The organism is Nonomuraea africana (assembly GCF_014873535.1).
GTDB lineage: Bacteria > Actinomycetota > Actinomycetes > Streptosporangiales > Streptosporangiaceae > Nonomuraea > Nonomuraea africana.
Genome location: NZ_JADBEF010000001.1, coordinates 4,973,990 through 4,991,388, shown reverse-complemented (window position 1 = coordinate 4,991,388; position 17,399 = coordinate 4,973,990). Strand labels below are relative to the sequence as shown.

The 17,399-nt window shown below is 68.9% G+C and carries 14 protein-coding genes; 10 read left to right on the top strand and 4 right to left on the bottom strand.

The genetic code is table 11. From position 1 onward, the window contains the following. The first annotated feature begins 24 nt into the window (after positions 1 to 24). From H4W81_RS23515 to H4W81_RS23495, 5 genes are all read left to right on the top strand, one after another. Positions 25 to 1,830, top strand: a complete 1,806-nt coding sequence (locus H4W81_RS23515) for a glycosyl hydrolase family 28 protein (protein WP_318781910.1) — start codon at positions 25 to 27, stop codon at positions 1,828 to 1,830. Then, positions 1,827 to 3,653 carry a glycosyl hydrolase family 28 protein gene (locus H4W81_RS23510; RefSeq protein ID WP_192776808.1) on the top strand — a complete coding sequence of 609 codons (1,827 nt, stop codon included), beginning with the start codon at positions 1,827 to 1,829 and terminating at the stop codon, positions 3,651 to 3,653. The genes H4W81_RS23515 and H4W81_RS23510 overlap by 4 nt, the downstream gene beginning before the upstream one ends. After that, positions 3,650 to 6,031 carry a glycosyl hydrolase family 28 protein gene (locus tag H4W81_RS23505; RefSeq protein ID WP_192776807.1) on the top strand — a complete coding sequence of 794 codons (2,382 nt, stop codon included), beginning with the start codon at positions 3,650 to 3,652 and terminating at the stop codon, positions 6,029 to 6,031. Before H4W81_RS23510 ends, H4W81_RS23505 begins: the two co-directional genes overlap by 4 nt. A 13-nt stretch (positions 6,032 to 6,044) precedes the next feature. Next, entirely contained in the window at positions 6,045 to 8,573 is a 2,529-nt protein-coding gene (locus H4W81_RS23500) for a carbohydrate-binding protein (RefSeq protein ID WP_192776806.1), read from the top strand. A gap of 146 nt (positions 8,574 to 8,719) precedes the next feature. After that, positions 8,720 to 10,813 (top strand): CBM35 domain-containing protein, encoded by a 2,094-nt coding sequence (locus tag H4W81_RS23495; RefSeq protein ID WP_192776805.1) that lies wholly within the window; start codon positions 8,720 to 8,722, stop codon positions 10,811 to 10,813. Between the two features lie 191 nt (positions 10,814 to 11,004). Here the strand turns inward: H4W81_RS23495 and H4W81_RS23490 are convergent, their stop codons facing one another. The 3 genes from H4W81_RS23490 to H4W81_RS23480 all read right to left on the bottom strand — a co-directional run bounded on the left by H4W81_RS23490 (position 11,005) and on the right by H4W81_RS23480 (position 12,846). Beyond that, entirely contained in the window at positions 11,005 to 11,859 is an 855-nt protein-coding gene (locus H4W81_RS23490) for an MBL fold metallo-hydrolase (RefSeq protein WP_192776804.1), read from the bottom strand. Beyond that, positions 11,856 to 12,476 (bottom strand): DUF3159 domain-containing protein, encoded by a 621-nt coding sequence (locus H4W81_RS23485; RefSeq protein WP_192776803.1) that lies wholly within the window; start codon positions 12,474 to 12,476, stop codon positions 11,856 to 11,858. Before H4W81_RS23485 ends, H4W81_RS23490 begins: the two co-directional genes overlap by 4 nt. A gap of 106 nt (positions 12,477 to 12,582) precedes the next feature. Then, positions 12,583 to 12,846 (bottom strand): hypothetical protein, encoded by a 264-nt coding sequence (locus H4W81_RS23480; protein WP_192776802.1) that lies wholly within the window; start codon positions 12,844 to 12,846, stop codon positions 12,583 to 12,585. 99 nt (positions 12,847 to 12,945) lie between these two features. Here H4W81_RS23480 and H4W81_RS23475 point away from each other — a divergent pair, with 99 nt between their 5' ends. From H4W81_RS23475 to H4W81_RS23465, 3 genes are all read left to right on the top strand, one after another. Continuing rightward, on the top strand, positions 12,946 to 13,560 hold the full coding sequence (locus tag H4W81_RS23475; RefSeq protein ID WP_318781909.1) for a TetR/AcrR family transcriptional regulator: 615 nt from the start codon (positions 12,946 to 12,948) through the stop codon (positions 13,558 to 13,560). 404 nt (positions 13,561 to 13,964) lie between these two features. Further along, positions 13,965 to 14,327, top strand: a complete 363-nt coding sequence (locus H4W81_RS23470) for an antibiotic biosynthesis monooxygenase (protein WP_192776801.1) — start codon at positions 13,965 to 13,967, stop codon at positions 14,325 to 14,327. 111 nt (positions 14,328 to 14,438) lie between these two features. Next, on the top strand, positions 14,439 to 15,095 hold the full coding sequence (locus tag H4W81_RS23465; RefSeq protein WP_192776800.1) for a DsbA family oxidoreductase: 657 nt from the start codon (positions 14,439 to 14,441) through the stop codon (positions 15,093 to 15,095). Positions 15,096 to 15,241: 146 nt separating this feature from the next. Here the strand turns inward: H4W81_RS23465 and H4W81_RS23460 are convergent, their stop codons facing one another. Beyond that, positions 15,242 to 15,727 carry a winged helix-turn-helix transcriptional regulator gene (locus H4W81_RS23460; protein ID WP_192776799.1) on the bottom strand — a complete coding sequence of 162 codons (486 nt, stop codon included), beginning with the start codon at positions 15,725 to 15,727 and terminating at the stop codon, positions 15,242 to 15,244. Positions 15,728 to 15,825: 98 nt separating this feature from the next. Here H4W81_RS23460 and H4W81_RS23455 point away from each other — a divergent pair, with 98 nt between their 5' ends. Both H4W81_RS23455 and H4W81_RS23450 read left to right on the top strand, forming a co-directional pair. Continuing rightward, positions 15,826 to 16,422 (top strand): dihydrofolate reductase family protein, encoded by a 597-nt coding sequence (locus H4W81_RS23455; protein ID WP_192776798.1) that lies wholly within the window; start codon positions 15,826 to 15,828, stop codon positions 16,420 to 16,422. Between the two features lie 285 nt (positions 16,423 to 16,707). Beyond that, complete coding sequence (locus tag H4W81_RS23450) at positions 16,708 to 17,379, top strand: HD domain-containing protein (RefSeq protein ID WP_397128807.1); 672 nt, start codon at positions 16,708 to 16,710, stop codon at positions 17,377 to 17,379. Positions 17,380 to 17,399 lie beyond the last annotated feature (20 nt).

The following is a 17,399-nucleotide window of genomic DNA, read 5'->3' as shown; positions in this document are numbered from 1 at the left end:
GGCCACCCCCGAGCGGAGCTACCGGTGACGACACCCTCACGACGCGACCTCTTCAAGGTCGCGGGTCTCGCGGGCGGCGGTGCGCTCCTGCCGTCCCGTACGGCATCAGCGGCATCCGGTACGGCAGGCGCCGCCTCCCCCTGGGACCAGGTGCCGGCGATCCTGGCCAGGATCGTGCCGCCGACCTTCCCCGACCGCACATTCGACATCACGGACCACGGCGCCAAGCCGGACAACACCACCGACTGCACCCCCGCCTTCCGCAACGCCATCGCCGCCTGCAACGCCGCCGGCGGCGGCACGGTGCTGGTGCCCGGCACCGGCCGCTTCCGCACCGGGAAGATCCACCTGCTGTCGAACGTCCGCCTCCACATCGAGGCGGGAGGCACCATCCGCTTCCGCTCGGACGCGGGCTCCTACCTGCCGAACGTCTTCACGCGCTGGCAGGGCATCGAGTGCCACAACTACTCGCCGTTCATCTACGCGCGCGGCCAGACCAACATCGCGCTCACCGGCCCGGGAACCATCGACGGCAACGCCGCCGCCGGACCGTGGTTCGGCTTCGACTCCCAGCGCGGACCCGACTGGGAGCGCCTGCAACAGATGGCCGTCGACGGCGTGCCCGTCGACCAGCGCCAGTTCGGCGACGGCCACTACCTCAAGCCCAACATGATCCAGCTCTACAACTGCGCCAACATCCTCATCGAGGACCTGGACATCAGGAACCCCGCGATGTGGACCGTCCACCCTGTCCTGTCCCGGAATATCACCGTCAGGCGGATCAAGATCTACAGCCGGGGCGCCATGGTCGACGGCGTCGACCCGGAGTGCTGTTCCGACGTGCTCATCGAGAACTGCTCCTTCGACACCGGCGACGACGGCACGGTCATCAAGTCCGGGCGCGACAGCGACGGCCGCCGCGTGGGAGTCCCCTCGGAGAACATCGTCATCCGCGGCAACAAGTACTACGGCCGCTGGGGCGCCGTCACCGTCGGCAGCGAGATGTCCGGGGGAGTGCGCAACGTCTTCGCCGAGAACAACCAGATCTTCCCCGGCTCCGGCTACCGGTCGTTCTACGCGCTCTACCTGAAGACCAACAACCGCCGTGGCGGCGTGGTCGACGGCGTGCACGTGCGCGGCCTGACCGGCGGCCCGTGCGATCGCGGCGGTTTCTACATCGACATGAACTACAGCCTGACCGGTCCCGGCTACGGCCCCATCGTCAACCCGGTGATCCGCAACCTGACGGTCGAGGGCCTGAACATCGATGACGCGCCGTTCGCGATCAAACTGTCCGGCTCGTCGGCCAGCCACATCACGAACGTGACGATCGCCGACAGCACCTTCACCGCCATCGACACGCCCGCCCCGCAGATCAGCAACGCCGACAACGTGCGGCTGCAGAACGTGCGGATCAACGGCGTCCTGTACGGCGCGCCGCCGAACGCCACCCGCTACGAGGCGGAGAACGCGACCATCTCCCAGGGTGCGGTGGAGTCCAACCACGCGGGCTTCTCCGGCACCGGATTCGTCAACTACGCGAACCTGGCCGGCTCCTTCGTCGAGTTCACCGTCACCGCCGCCGCCGCGGGGAACGCCACGCTGGCCTTCCGCTTCGCCAACGGCACCACCGCGAACCGCCCGATGGACATCGCCGTCAACGGCGCGGTGGTCGCCGCGAGCAAGGCCTTCAACGGCACCGGCGCCTGGACCACCTGGCAGACCACCACCGTCTCGGCCCAGCTCACGGGCGGGACAAACACGGTCAAGGCGACGGCCACCACGGCGAACGGCGGGCCGAACCTCGACTATCTGGAGGTGACGCAATGAGCGGGCCATTACCAGGACGGCCGTCCAGGCGGGAGTTTCTGCGTGCGGCGGCGCTGGCCACGGGCGCGGCCGCGCTGGCCGCACCGCCGACGAGCGCCGCAGGCGCGAGCACGGCTGCGGGCGCCCGTGCGGCGGCTCTGGTCTCCCCGTGGGACGAGGTGCCCGCGATCCTGGCCCGCATCGTTCCGCCGACCTTCCCCGACCGGACGTTCAACATCGTCGACTACGGCGCGGTGGGCGACAACAGCACCGACTGCACGGCCGCCTTCCGCAACGCGATCGCCGCCTGCAACGCCGCCGGCGGTGGCCGGGTGCTCGTCCCGTCGGGCACCTTCCGCACCGGCAAGATCCACCTGCTGTCGAACGTGAACCTCAGCGTCACCGGCACCATCCGCTTCCGCACCGACACCGGCTCCTACCTGCCCACCGTGTTCACCCGGTGGGAGGGCATCGAGTGTTACAACTACTCGCCCTTCATCTACGCCAACGGCAAGACGAACATCGCCATCACCGGCACAGGGACCATCGACGGCAACGCCCCGGCGGGGGAGTGGTCGTCGTGGGGCGGCGGCGGAGCCGACCGCGACCGGCTACGCGAATGGGGCGCCACCGACCACCCGGTCGAGCAGCGCCAGTTCGGCGCCGGCCACTACCTGCGGCCCAACATGATCGGCCTGTACAACTGCACGAACATCCTGGTGGAGGGCGTCAACCTGCGTAATCCGGCGATGTGGACGCTGCACCCGGTCTACTGCGCCAACGTCACGGTCAGGAACGTCACCTTCTACAGCACCAACTCCCAGGGCGACGGCTGCAACCCCGACTCGTGCACCGACGTGTTCATCACCGGCTGCAGATTCAACACCAACGACGACTGCATCCCGGTCAAGTCGGGCCGCGATCGTGACGGCCGCCGGGTCAACCGGCCCTCGCAGAACATCGTGGTGCGCGACTGCAAGTTCTCCGGCCGCTGGGGCGGCATCACCGTGGGCTCGGAGATGTCGGGCGGCGTGCGCAAGGTCTTCGCCGAGGACTGCGAATGCAACGCCGCCGACTTCCCCGGCCGCTACCCGGTCAAGTACGTGCTGTACGTCAAGACCAGCTTCAACCGGGGCGGCTACGTCGAGGACGTGCACCTGCGCCGCTTCACCGGCCGCAACCTCGAACGCGACGCCATCTACATCACGATGAACTACGAAACTTCTGGAAATATCCCGCCGACGGTGCGGAACTTCACGATCGACGCGATGACCATCACCGGTGGCCGCTCGGCGTACAACATCGACGGTCGCTCGGCCAAGCACATCCAGAACGTGACGATCTCAAACAGCACCTTCACCAGCATGACCAATGCCGGAAACATCGCCAACTACGTCGACAACCTCCAGCTGATCGGCGTGTTCTACAACGGCCGGGACATCTCCACCACCCAGCCGTCCCCCGGCACCCGCTACGAAGCGGAGAACGCGACGGTCTTCCAAGGCGTGGTGGAGTCGAACCACGCCGGCTTCTCCGGCACTGGTTTCGTCAACGGCGACAACGTGGCGGGCGGCTACGTCGAGTGGACCGTGAACGGCACCGCCGGGGCCGCCACGCTGCGGATCCGCTACGCCAACGGCACCACCGCCAACCGCCCGGCCACCATCGCCGTCAACGGCGCGACCGTCGCCGCCAACCAGCCCTTCAACGGCACCGGCGCCTGGTCCACCTGGGCCACGGCCACCCTTCCGATCAGCCTCAACGCGGGCGCGAACACCGTGCGGATCACCGCGAACACCGCCAACGGCAACCCCAACCTGGACTACATCGAGGTGGCCCCATGAGCCTCAAGCGCCTGGCCTGGCTGCCCGTCCTCCTCCTGGCCACCCAGTCCCTGCCCACCCAGTCCCTGCCCGCCCAGGCCCTGACCGCCCAGGCCCTGACCGCCCAGGCCCTGACCGCGCAGCCTGCCGCCGCGCTCGCCGAGTTCAACGTGCGCGACTACGGCGCCACCGGCAACGGCAGCACCAACGACGACGACGCCATCGACCGGGCCATCAGCGCCGCCAGCGCCGCCAACGGCGGCATCGTCGTCTTCCCCTCCGGCACCTACCGCTCCCGCACCATCCATCTGAAGAGCGACATCACCATCCGCCTGGACTCCGGCGCCACCGTCCGGGCGGCCGGCAGCGGCATGGACGCCCCCGAGCCCAACCCCTACGACGACTACCAGGACTTCGGCCACAGCCACTTCAACAACTCGCTGTTCGTCGGCCGGAACGTCAGCAACGTGCACTTCGCGGGGGCCGGCACCATCGACGGCGACGGCAACCTGTCCACCAGCAACTCCCCGCCGTCAGGCGCGGGCAACAAGGCCATCGCGCTCACGGAGTGCGCCAACGTGAGCATCACCGGCATCACGATCCGGCGCGGCGGCCACTTCATGGCGCTGCTCAACGGCTGCCACGACGTGCTGATCGACAACCTCAAGACCTACTACGCCGAGAACGGCGTCCGCGACGGGATCAATCTGATCAACAGCTGGAACGTCGTGCTGCAGAACAGCCGCATCGAGTCCAGCGACGACGCCGTCGCGCTCAAGAGCGACTACGCCCTCGGCCACACCTACACCAGCCAGAACATCCGCGTGCGCGACACCACCATCTACTCGCACGAGAACAACGCCATGCAGTTCGGCTCGGAGACGTGCGGAGACTTCCGCGATATCCGCTTCGACAACATCACCGTGCTGGGCGCAGGCAAGGCCGGGATCGGCATGGTCTCCATGGACGGCGCGATCATCGAGGACGTCCATTACACCGACATCTCGCTCACCAAGACGACCACGCCCATCTTCATGAAGATCGGCGAGCGCAGGCGCTGCCCCGGCTCGCCGCCCGCCGGCCGGATCAGGAACATCCACCTCACCAACGTGACCGGCACCGACCTGACGGCCCCCGAGCCGTCGGGCACCACCGGCGGCCCCGAACTGACCAGCACCATCACCGGCACGCCCGCCGTCGACATCGGCCCGGACCTCACGCTGGACAACGTCAAACTGACCGTCCCCGGCGGCCACCCCGCCTCCGACGCGACCCGGGTGCCGGGGGAGTACCTGACGACCTACCCGCCGCGCGACTACGGCACCCGCCCCGCGTTCGGCATCTGGGCCCGCCACGTGCAGGGCCTGAGCATCGGCACCGGCTCGACCCTGCGCTTCGACGACAACGACGACCGGCCCGCCTTCATCGTCGACGACGGCTCGAACATCCGTCTCGACGTCATCGCCCAGCGCGGCTCGGGCAGCGCCTACGACGTCGGCGTCAGCGGCATCAGCGGCTACTCCGTCACCGGCGCCAACACCGCCGGCGGCGCGCTGCGCGTGCGCGCCACAGGCTCCACCCCCATCCCCGGCAACCCCGTCTCCCTGTACGGCGAGGCCGAGTCGGGCACCGTCACCGCCCCCATGCAGATCCTGCTGGACCCGGCCGCCTCCGGCGGCTCCTACGTGAGCGTCGCCCCCGGCAACAACAGCCAGACGGCGGCGCCGTCCACCGGACATGCCACGCTCACCTTCGCCGTCCCCGACCCGGGCGCGTTCAAGGTGTGGGCCAGGGTGATCGCCGCCACCTCCGGCGACGACTCCTTCTGGGTGCGCTCCGACGGCGGCACCTGGACCAACTGGAACGGCATACCGCTGGGCACGAGCTGGCACTGGGCGCAACTCCCCGTCACCTACGAGCTGAGCGCGGGCACCCACACCGTCACCTTCGCCTACCGCGAGGACGGCGCCCGGCTCGACCGCGTCGCCATCTCCAGCGACCCGGCCTTCACCCCGTCCGACGGCCCGCCGCCCACCGTGCTGGAGGCGGAGAACGCCACGATCTCCCAGGGCGTCGTCGAGTCCAACCACGCCGGCTTCACCGGCACCGGCTTCGTCAACGGCGACAACGTCGTCGGCTCCTCCGTCGAGTGGACCGTGAACGCCGCGCAGGCGGGCACCGCGACGCTCGCCTTCAGGTTCGCCAACGGCACCGCCACCAACCGGCCGATGGACGTCGCGGGCACCCTCGTCGACTTCCCCGGCACCGGCGCCTGGACCACCTGGGCGACCAGGAGCATCACCGTTCCCCTGAACGCGGGCGCCAACCTGATCAGGGCCACCGCCACCACCGCCAACGGCGGACCGAACCTGGACCACCTCGCCGTCACCGGCCCGTAAGAGGAGGCCGCACATGTCCCGTGCGCCCCGCACGGCGTTACTCGCCGTGCTCGCCCTCGTCGTCAGCCTGCTGGCCGCCGCCCCGGCAAGGGCCGACCTCCAGCACCCACGCCAGGCCTTCCTGCGCGCCTCCATCGGCGGGCTCTTCCTGCACTGGGGCATGCGCACCTCGCCCCAGCACACCAGTTGCAGCGCCTGGGAGTCGGCCGTCACCAGCGGCGGCTGGAACGCGAACTACTGGGTCAACGAGGCCAAGAAACTGCACACCCAGTACATCGTGCTGGCCACCTTCCACTCCCGGCTCGGCTACGCCAGGCCGTACCCGTCGAGCATCCCCGGCTCCTGCCGTACCACCAGGGACTTCCTCGGTGAGCTGATCGACGCGGCGGACGCGCAGGGGCTGAAGGTCATCCACTACATGACCGACGACCCGCAGTGGTGGAACGAGGGGCTCGGCTCCGGGCAGTCGTGGCTCAACTCGCAGGCCTTCTCCGACCACGTCGGCCACAGCGTCGACCTGCACACCCGCGACGGTTTCGGCGAGTTCAGCTACTTGCAGTTCTTCGAGCAGATGCAGCGCTATCCGAAGCTGGCCGGGTTCTGGATCGACAACGACAACGCCTACTGGGAGCGCAACGACCTATACGTCAAGATCCACCAGCAGCGGCCGGACATGACCCTCAGCAACAACAACGAGGACACCGCTGAGATGGACATGATCAGCAACGAGCAGAAGACCGGGATGACGCCGAGCTACGACTACCCGCAGGCGGTCTACACCGCGGCGCCCCGGCTCATTGAGGCCGACTTCAAGCTGCCCACCAGCGGTCCCTGGTGGTACGGCGGGTCGGACCAGGCCGTCGACTACAGGCTGACGCTCGGCCGGCTCATCACCAACGCGGGCTCGTCGGTCAAGGCGCTGATGGCCGAGACGCCGATGAAGGCCGGGCGCATGCCGCCCGCGCAGGAGACGTTCAACAACTTCGCCAACGGCTACCTCGAGGCGATCCGGGAGTCGCTCGAGGGCACCGAAGGCGGCGGGTACATGTACGGCGGCCTCGATCCCGGCTTCTGGAACAACGGCGCGCACGGCGTCACCACGATCAGCAAGACCAACCCGAACCTGCACTACATCCACGTCATCACCCGCCCGTCCGGCAGCACGCTGTCGCTGCGTGACAACGGCTACGAGATCAGTTCGGTGACGAACCTGCGCACCGGCGGGCCGGTGAGTTTCACCCAGGCGAACGGCACGCTGACGCTCAGCGGGATCTCCTCGTGGGACCAGTACGACACCGTCTTCAAGGCCGTCTCCAGCGGCAGGGAGGGCATCTACACCGGCGTCGCCATGTCCGCGTCGGCCTCGGCCGGCGGTCACCCCGCCGCGCACGCCGGTGACGGCGACTACCTGACCTACTGGGACGCCACCTCGGCGAGCACCGTGTCCCTGCGCTTCGACCTCGGGTCCGCTCGCCCTATCCGCTATATCGGGATAAATCAGCGCGAAGACTCCACGACCTATCCGGCCAGCGGCTCGGCGCGCATCGACGGCTACCGCGTCTACGTCAGCGACGACGGCGCCGGCTGGGGCAACCCCATCAAGACCGGCAACCTGCCCAACCACCGCGGCGTGCAGATCATCGACCTCCCCGCCACCACCGCCAGGCACGTGCGGCTGGAGAAGACCAGCAGCCACGGCGTCGCCAGGCTGCGTGTGGACGAGGCCTGGATCGGCGGCGCCTACGCGGGCGGCGGCGGGCAACCACCGCTGAACCGCCACGAGGCGGAGAACGCGACGATCTCGCAGGGCGTCGTGGAGTCCAACCACGCCGGCTTCTCCGGCACGGGTTTCGTCAACGGCGACAACGCCGTGGGCCCGTACGTCGAGTGGACCGTCAACGCGGCCGCGGCCGGCAACGCCAGGCTGAGCTTCGGCTTCGCCAACGGCGGTACGGCCAACCGGCCGATGGACATCACGGTCAACGGCGCGCTCGTCGGCGACGAGTTCGCCTTCGACTCCACGGGCGCGTGGACGAACTGGACGACCAGGTCGATCACGGTTCCGGTCAACGCAGGGGCGAACACGATCAGGGCCACCGCCACGACCACGGACGGCGGGCCCAACCTCGACCACCTCGACGTCGAGGCCACCGGTCCCACGCCGACGGACCACCAGGCGGAGAACGCGACCATCTCGCAGGGCGTGGTGGAGTCCAATCACGCCGGCTTCACGGGCACCGGCTTCGTCAACTACGACAACCTGGCCGGCTCCTCCGTCGAGTTCGCGGTGATGGCCGCGTCGGCCGGCAACGCCACGCTGACCTTCCGCTACGCCAACGGGACGACCGCCAACCGCCCGATGGACATCACGGTCAACGGCGCGCTCGTGTCGGACGAGCTCGCCTTCGACTCCACGGGCGCGTGGACGAACTGGACGACCAGGTCGATCACGGTTCCGGTCAACGCAGGGGCGAACACGATCAGGGCCACCGCCACCACCGCCAACGGCGGCCCCAACCTCGACCGCATCAGCATCGGCTGACGCGAACCACCCGACCGGCCGGCGGCGCGCCGTAACGGCGGCGCGCCGTCGTCACCCGAGGAGCGTCTCCCTGGACGGAGCCCGGCCCCGGTCGGCGGGTGGGGCCTGGCCGGCGGTAGCCGTACAAGATCGTGAAGGAGGAAGCGGTGAGAAGGATCCTCGCGGCACTCGTGCTGGTCGCCGCGGCACTGACCGTGGCGCCATCACCCGCGTCAGCATCGGACAACGGCCTGTCGATCAGGCCGGCCATGGGGTGGAGCAGCTGGAGCTTCATCCGGCGCTGGCCCGACGAGGCCAAGATGAAGGCGCAAGCCGACGCTCTGGTCAGCAGCGGGTTATCGGCCAAGGGCTACGTGTACGTCAACCTGGACGACTTCTACCAGAAGTGCGACGCCAACGGCTTCGTCGTCGACGGCTTCGGCCGGTGGGCGGTCGACACGACCAAGTTCCCTGGCGGGATCAAGGCGCTGGCCGACTACGTGCACGCCAAGGGGCTGAAGTTCGGCTTCTATGTCACTCCCGGCATCGCCAAGAACGCCGTCACCAGGAACACGCCCATCGAGGGCACGAGCTACCACGCGGCCGACATCGCCGACACCGCCGCGACCATGCACAAGAACTACAACTGCAAGAACATGTACCGGCTGAAGTGGTCACATCCAGGCTCGCAGGCGTTCATCAACTCGTGGGCGAACCAGATGGCCTCGTGGGGCGTCGACTACCTCAAGATCGACGGCGTGGACGCCACGACCATCGCCGACGTCGAGGCGTGGGACAGGGCGCTGCGGCAGACGGGCCGGCCGATCAACTTCGCGCTGTCGAACAACCTGCCGATCGCCCAGGCCACCACCTGGAAGCGCCTGGCGAACAGCTGGCGCACGCAGGGCGATGTCGAGTGCTACTGCGGGCCTGGCCCCAATGGCAGCGGCTATCCGCTCACCACCTGGGCCAAGATCAGCAGCCGGTTCAACTCGGCGGCGTCCTGGCAGCCCTACGCCGCGCCCGGCGGCTGGAACGACCTCGACTCGCTGCAGATCGGCAACGGCGACCAGATGGGCATCAACGCCGACCAGCGCCGCTCGCACCTGACGCTGTGGGCCATGGCCGCCTCGCCGCTGCTGCTCGGCAGCGACCTGACCGCGCTGACCTCCACGGACCTGGCCATGCTCACCAACGAGCGGCTCATCGCGGTCAACCAGGACGGGGTCGCCGCCGACCGGATTGTGAACAGCGGCGTCAACCAGGTATGGCGTAAACGCGAGTCGAATGGCGACTACATCGTGGCCCTGTTCAACACCGGAACGTCTGGAAACTCCACGGTGAGCGTCACCTGGTCGCAGGTCGGCTTCACCGGCGCCGCCCACGTCACCAACCTCTGGTCGGGCGCTTCAGAGGGCACCGTCGCCTCCTCCTACAGCGCGACGCTCCGTCCCGGCGAGACCCGCCTCATCAGGGCCAAGCCGGCCTCCGGTACGGTCACCCGCCTGGAGGCCGAGTCCGCGACGATCACCCAGGGCGCCGTCGAGTCGAACCACCCCGGCTACTCCGGCACCGGCTTCGTCAACTTCGACAACGTCGCCGGCAGCGGCATCGAGTTCACCGCGGGCGCCGCTCAGGCCGGCACCGCCACCCTCACCCTCCGCTACGCCAACGGCACCACGACCAACCGGCCGATGACCATCTCCGTCAACGGCGCCACCCCCGTTATCCGCGACTTCCCGGGCACCGGCGGCTGGGGCACCTGGGCCGATGCCACGATCACGGTGCCGCTGAACGCCGGAGCCAACTCCGTCAAGCTGGTCGCCACCACAGTCAACGGCGGCCCGAACATCGACTACCTCGACGTCCCTCCCACGTCCCCGCCCAGCACCGAGTACCAGGCGGAGAACGCGACGATCTCGCAAGGGGCGGTGGAGTCCAACCACGCCGGCTTCACCGGCACCGGCTTCGTCAACTTCGACAACGTCGTCGGCAGCAGTGTCGAATTCACCGTCGACGCCGCCGCGGGCGAGCGCCGGCTGACGCTGCGCTTCGCCAACGGCACCACCGCCGACCGGCCGATGGACCTCACGGTCAACGGCACGGCGGTGCAAGGCGTCTCGTTCCCCGGGACGGGCGCGTGGACCACGTGGGTCGAGACGACTCTCACCGTCTCGCTGACGGCCGGACCCAACACGATCCGGCTGACGTCCACCACCGCCAACGGCGGCCCCAACCTGGACCGCATCACCCTCGCCTGACCACCCGCCCGCCGCGCCACCTCCCCGCGTGCGGCGGGCGGCCACCTCGCTCCTCGCCCCCCGCCACCCAGGACCACTCCGGCGCTGGCGGACACCACCGGGATGGGCCCTCTTTCGGAGATGACGGAGTGTCAGGCCAGAAGCTTGAAGACGTGCAGATGAGGGAGACCTTCGGCGGGCCGGCCTCGAGCTCAGCCGATCGCCAAGGTCATCAGATCGCGGCCCACGCTGATCCGCCCCTGATAACCGCCCGAGCGCACGTCGTTCACGAACTCGGCCTCGCCTGCCTCGTCGGCGGGAGCCGGGATCAGGTGTGTGAGCACGAGGTGCTTCACGCCGGCGCGCTTGGCAAGGCCGCCGAGCGCAACCGTGTCCGCGTGGTAGGAGAAGATCTTTTCGAACGGGGTGCCGGCGACGGCCGTTTGCAGTGCGGTCGTCCTACACGCCTCGTGGACCAGCACATCCGCCTCTTGGCTGAGCTCCTGCACCTCGTCGCACACTCGCGTGTCACCGGAGATCACCACCGTTCCGTCGGGGGTGCGCACACGGTAGGCCACCGCGTCCGGCACCGGCTCGTGGTGCACGGCGACCGCCTCCACCGTGACGCCGTCTCGAGACCAGACCAGGCTCGGTCCCGGCGTGCAGGTGAACGTGCTCACGCGGGCCTCTGGCGGCACCGCTTGCACGTGCTCCATGCGCAGCGCGATGTCGGCCGCATACGGCTCCAGCATCCGTTGGGCGAAGTCTGCGGCCTCACCCGCCGGCACGTGGATGTCCAGCGGGCCGGTCTTCCAGACGTGGTCCTGGATCCACCGTCCCATCACCACGTCGGGCAACCCGATGACGTGATCGCTGTGCACGTGCGTGACGAACAGCGCGGTCAGCTGGTGCAGGCCGGTTTCCGCCTCGGTGAGGCGGAGCACGGTTGCGCGGCCGGCGTCGAACTGCAGCGCGATCCCTCCGCAACGGACCAGGACGCCCGGGCCCGCGCGGCCGGGGGAGGGGATGGGCACGCCGGTGCCGGTCAGGGTGACGGTGGTCGTCATCGGGCAACTCCTTCGTGTTGTGCGCAGTCGCAGGGACTCTGGGTGATACGCCGGTAGACGGCCCACATCACTACCGCCAGCAGGACGTGGACCGGCACCTCGACCAGGAGCTTGAACGCCCCCATGGCCAAGGCTCGGTCGGCGAGGTAGAGCCGCGCCTGGTTGGCCACGAGCGCGCCCTCCGCCGCCACCCAGACGAGGTTGGCGACGACGTAGCCGCGCAGCCGCATCGGGCAGCGCCGCCAGGTGAGCCCTCGACCGGTGAGCACACCGGCGGCCAGGCCGATCGGTGGCCAGCGCAGCAGCAGCATGAGGGGAGTCACCAGGACCACGGTGGCGCGTAGGATCAGCACGGGGAGGAAGAAGTTCGTCGCGTCCCCCGACAGGGCGGTGATGGCGGCGGCCCCCGCAGTCAGCCCGAACCCGCCCACTGCGGGCCAGACGGTGCGTGCCTGGCGGAGGCGGTAGACCGCGACGAGCGCCGCCATGCAGAGGCCGGCCGACAACGCCAGTGGCAGTCGTGAGGTCGCGGCGTAGACGAGTGTGAACCCCAGCACCGGTGCTGCGGTTTCGGCGACGTGCAGTCCGGCCTTGCGCAGCGTGGCGAGGTCGCTCATGGGCGCTCTCGCAGGAGATGCGCGCGCACGTGGCGGCGTGGTGCTGGGACCAGTGAGGTGGTGTATCCGACGGGGCTGTCGCGAGTGCTCGTCTCGGCCATTCGCCTCAAGGCGCGTTCCTCCCGGATGCGTGCGGTGCGGTACGAGACGGTGGCAGCAGCGGCAGCCACGCGCCGGCGTCTCGGGCGATCGTGGCGCCGCCCTTGGAGAACGGGACGGCGGCCGGCACTACTCGGTCGGGGCGCAGCAGCACCGCCTTGGCACCGGCATCGAGCAGCCATCGGGCCAGGGTCGCATCGCCGAGCGATGCCGCGCGCACGTCGACGACGCGCTCGCTGTGGCGGTTCGCGTGAGGATGCTCCATCATCACCTCCTGATGACAACATCATTTATGATGAAAGCATCATGAATGAGGATGGCCTCTGTCAAGCCGCTATGATTCGGCGGTGTGATGTCGGAGGAGAGACCCGTGTCCCGGCGCGAGCGCCGCAAAAGCCGCATCAGGCAGGCACTCATCGATGCCGCCCGGGCGTTCCTGGCCCGCCAGGGCATGGCCGACGTCAGCATCCAGGAGCTCACCGAGGCGGCCGACGTGGGGTTCGGCTCGTTCTACAACCATTTCGGCAGCAAGGAGGAGTTGTTCAACGCGGCCATCGCCGACGTGCTCGAAGAGCACGGGCAACTGCTCGACGAGCTCACCGCCGAAATCGAGGATCCCGCCGAGGTGTTCGCCGCCTCCGTCCGGCTCACCGGGCGGCTGGTCGACACCCATCCCCAGATCGCCCGCATCCTCACCCGTACCGGTCTGCCGTACCTGGACTCCGACATAGGCCTGGCGCCACGCGCGCTGCGTGACATCCGCCGCGCGATGGAGGCCGGCCGCTTCCGGCTCGGCAACCCTTACGTGGCGCTGGCTGGGACGGGAGGCTCGCTGCTCGGGTTTCTGCAGCTGTGGCTCGCACACCCCGACCTGGTGGACGAGGGCTCACCGGACGAGCTCGCCGAGCAACTGCTGCGCATGTACGGCATGAGTCACGAGGAAGCCCACGCCATCGCCCACGGCCCGCTGCCGGAAAAGGGATGACCCTGCGGGACGGCGCCCCACCGCTTTGACGGCGAGGAGATGTCAGTACCGGTCAGCGCGCCTGGAGGCGGTGGCGGGCGAGCCGGTCTCCGGGGGCCTGGCGACCAGCGTGTTTCTCGACTTCGAGGGCGGCTGCGTTCTGGCGGGCCCAGTCCACGATCTCGGGGGGCGGCGATGCCGACGCCACCTTGCTCGCCTGCGCCCGGTCGGCATCACCGCCTCTCTGGGCGGCACGCACCTCAGCCCTCAAAGCGTCGGTGCGCATCGGGCTCGCTGAGCCGGCGCCGCATGTGCGTCTCCATGCAACCGATGCCCAGCACAGCGGTCGTTGACCTCAACAGCGGTTGAGGTTGCAAGATGAGCGCCCAGGGCCTGCCCTGCATTTGACCATGAGGAGCATGTACGTGAGCACGGATACCGGCTTTTACTCGATCATCGACTACACCGTCGACGGCTTTGACACCCAACGGGACCTTGTGGCCGCCTTCGCGGAGATCCAGGAGCGTTGGGTGCGCTTCTATCCCGGCTATCGGTCTGCCCGCTTCCACGTGAGCACGGACGGCACCCGTGTGTACAACATCGTGCACTGGGCCAGCGAGGCGGACTATCGCAGCTTCGTGGAGACCTCCGACACCGAAGGCCGGATGGCCGCCATCGGCAAGGCTCTGGAGGGTCTGTCCGGCAAGGCCGAAGCGCGCATGAGCGGGAGTCCCACCTACACCGTCGCCCGGCAGGTCAGTCCCGGGCCGCAGCGCCTCGACTCCTGATCCGATCCGGAACCCCGCTCAGCGGGCACTCTCGCCGGCCTGGCAAGGGTGCGACGCGGGGTGGGTGAACACCCGTGGCCCAACAGCCACCGATCACATCGAAGGCCGTCCATGAAGGTAGAGATATACGCCGATGTGCTGTGCCCGTGGTGCTACATCGGCAAAAGACGCTTGGCGACAGCACTGGACCACATCGCCGACCGCGACAGCGTGGAGATCGTCTGGCGCAGTTATGAGCTCGCTCCAGAGGAAGGCCGGGTCCCCGGCCCCACGGCCGCCGGGGCCATGGCCGGATGGTGGGGTGACCAGGCGTCGGCCCGGGTCGCCCGGATCCAGGCTTTGGGCGCCGCGGAAGGCCTGGAGCTCAACCTGCATCTGGCCCGTCCGGTGAACACTTTCGACGCACACCGGCTGTGCCATCTGGCGGCCGGTCGCGGGCGGGCTGACCAGATGATGGAGCGCCTGCTTCACGCGTATCACACCGAGGGGCTGAACGTAGCCGACCCGCAGGTTCTGCAGCGCCTCGGTACTGAGGCCGGTCTCGATGCCGCCCAGGTGCGCGCCGTCCTCGCCGGTGACGACTACGCCGAGGAGGTGCGGGCCGACCGGCGGCGCGCGGCCGAGCACGGCGTCACCGGCGTCCCCTCGCTGGTGATCGACGGCAGGCCGCCGGTCTCCGGTGTCCAGCCCGCCGCCGAGCTACGTCGGCTGCTGGAGGGCCCGACCGGCCCGCCCGGTGTCCTGGTCGCGCCTGATCGGACCGGCTGACGCCGATCCGCGTACGAACTGAAATCCAGCGACCGTCACCTCGCGCCTTCGCCGGCAGGCGGTTCGACTGACGATCTGCGGATCTCGCACGCCTGCGCTACTGGCCGGCTCCGGAGCCGCCACGCTTGGGAAGCCCACACAGGACATCAGAGCGCGGCGCTGTAGGCCTTGGCCAGGCGTTCCATGACGCTCGGACCGTCGCCTTCCGGCGCCGGTTCGCCGAGATGGATGGTCCGCAGCTCGGCCATGAACTCCCGCCACAGCTCCGGCCCGCCGGCTGCGAGCAGTTCTGCTCGTACCCGTAGCCGCCTCGTGGTCGGGCGGTGCCGTAGACCCCACTCGCCGAGCTGGGCGAAGACGGGCACCAGCTGAATCGACGCCTCGGTCAGGCTGTAGGCGGCCCGCCGTCCCGGCCCCGCGTCCTCGCGGGTCAACAGGCCGGCGTTGACCAGCCGCTTCAGCCGGTCGGCCAGGATGTTGGAGGCGATCCCCTCCTCCGAACCGGCGAGCAGCTCCCTGAAGTAGCGCCGATTCCCGAACATCACGTCCCGCAGCACGAGCAGGCTCCAGCTGTCGCCGAACGCCTCGACCGCGGCATTGATCGGACAACCCGAACGCGCCGACTCCGCCAACTCGCACCTCACCTCCGAACTGGTTGCAATTTACCACCGGTACGGCATAGCGTGATCCTGCCGGTTGCAAATCGCAAGCAGATCGCAGGAGGCGACGAATGGGCGACACTGAGCCGCAGACCGCGGGCGGAAAGGTGCTCTGGCATTTCACGATGTCACTGGACGGTTTCGTGGCGGGGCCGGACCACGACATGGACTGGATGATGACCGGTGTTTCGTCCCGTCCGGGCCTGATCGAGGAGTACGTCGAGACCACGGGCGCCGTGCTGGGGGGACGAGACGGGTGGGACCACTTCCCGGACGCCGGCAGCGTGTACGGCGGCGCCTGGGACGGACCGGTCTTCGTGCTCACCCACCACCCCGAGGACGCGACGCCCGCCGATCGAGTCACGTTCCTGAACTGCGACCCGGCCGAGGCGGTGCGGATCGGGCTGGAGGCGGCCGGCGGCAAGAACCTCGAGGTGTTCTCGCCGTCCATCGGCCGTCAGCTTCTCGAACTGGGACTGATCGACGAGATCGACCTGCACATCGCACCGGTCCTGCTCGGCGAGGGCATCCGGCTGTACGACAATCCCGGCGGTGAGCCGATCCGCCTCCACCGGGTCGGCGAAGGCGACCCGACGTCGGTCGTCAACGTACGGTACCGACCCACCACAACGGCGAAGATCCCGACCGAGAGAGCGTCGGACATCTGAGCCACAGCGGTTGGCGTCGGGCGATTGCGCGGCGGTTGTCGCGGTAGCGGGTACAGCGTCCCTGTGGGAACGTCTCGCTCCACGAGTGCTCGGCCCACTATGGCCGGGACACGGCAAGGTCGTGCGCGCCGCACTCATGACCTGGGTGGTTGACGAGATCGCCCACCCAACTTTCAGGGCTCCTGATGCCAGGGCTAGGCTTCAGGCTGCCTGAAGGTTGGCGCGGTGCTCGCCATGTTCGTCGGCGGCTCAGCGTCTCCGTACCGCGCAGAAAGGATGCCCCCGGTGGACTCCTACGACTACCTGCCGTTTCCCCGCACCGACCGCGCCCTGAGCGCGATGCGTCTGGCCCGTGACATCGAGGATCCGGCCATCTACAACCACAGCATGCGTGCCTACCTGTTCGGCCGATTCATCGGCGAACAGCAGGGCCTGCGACCCGATCTCGATTACGACGACGAGCTGCTGTTCCTGGGCTGTGTGCTCCACGATGCCGGTCTCAGCGACCGGGGCAACGGTGAGGGGCGTTTCGACATCGACGGCGCCGACCTCGCGGCCGGTTTCCTCACCGAACAGGGGCTGCCTTCGGAGAGCGTCGAGGTCGTGTGGGATGCGATCGCCCTGCACCTGTGCCCGGACATCGCCCTGCGCAAGCGGCCCGAGATCGCGCTCGTCACCGCCGGAGCCGGCTTCGACCTCGGTCCCGACGGGCCGTTCACCCTCCCGGCCGGCTACGCCGACCGCATCCACGCGGTGCTTCCCCGCCTGCACGCCGCGGCCGTCCTGTACGACACGATCGTCGGCCAGGCGCTCGCCAAGCCCCACAAGGCCCCGCCGTACACCATGCCCGGCGAGCTCCTCCGCCAGCACACCGGCCAGGAGTGGCCCACGTGGCAGCAGCTGATGACCCGACCACCGAGCTGGTCCGACTACGACGGCTACCAGCCGACGACCTGAATCCCCGCTCAGGAAGGAGA

Bases quoted from the DNA above. Each gene is read 5' to 3' on its own strand.
- H4W81_RS23455 (WP_192776798.1), top strand. From the start codon at position 15,826: ATGGGCGACACTGAGCCGCAGACCGCGGGCGGAAAGGTGCTCTGGCAT.
- H4W81_RS23485 (WP_192776803.1), bottom strand. From the start codon at position 12,476: ATGAGCGACCTCGCCACGCTGCGCAAGGCCGGACTGCACGTCGCCGAA.
- H4W81_RS23465 (WP_192776800.1), top strand. From the start codon at position 14,439: ATGAAGGTAGAGATATACGCCGATGTGCTGTGCCCGTGGTGCTACATC.
- H4W81_RS23490 (WP_192776804.1), bottom strand. From the start codon at position 11,859: ATGACGACCACCGTCACCCTGACCGGCACCGGCGTGCCCATCCCCTCC.
- H4W81_RS23510 (WP_192776808.1), top strand. From the start codon at position 1,827: ATGAGCGGGCCATTACCAGGACGGCCGTCCAGGCGGGAGTTTCTGCGT.
- H4W81_RS23505 (WP_192776807.1), top strand. From the start codon at position 3,650: ATGAGCCTCAAGCGCCTGGCCTGGCTGCCCGTCCTCCTCCTGGCCACC.
- H4W81_RS23500 (WP_192776806.1), top strand. From the start codon at position 6,045: ATGTCCCGTGCGCCCCGCACGGCGTTACTCGCCGTGCTCGCCCTCGTC.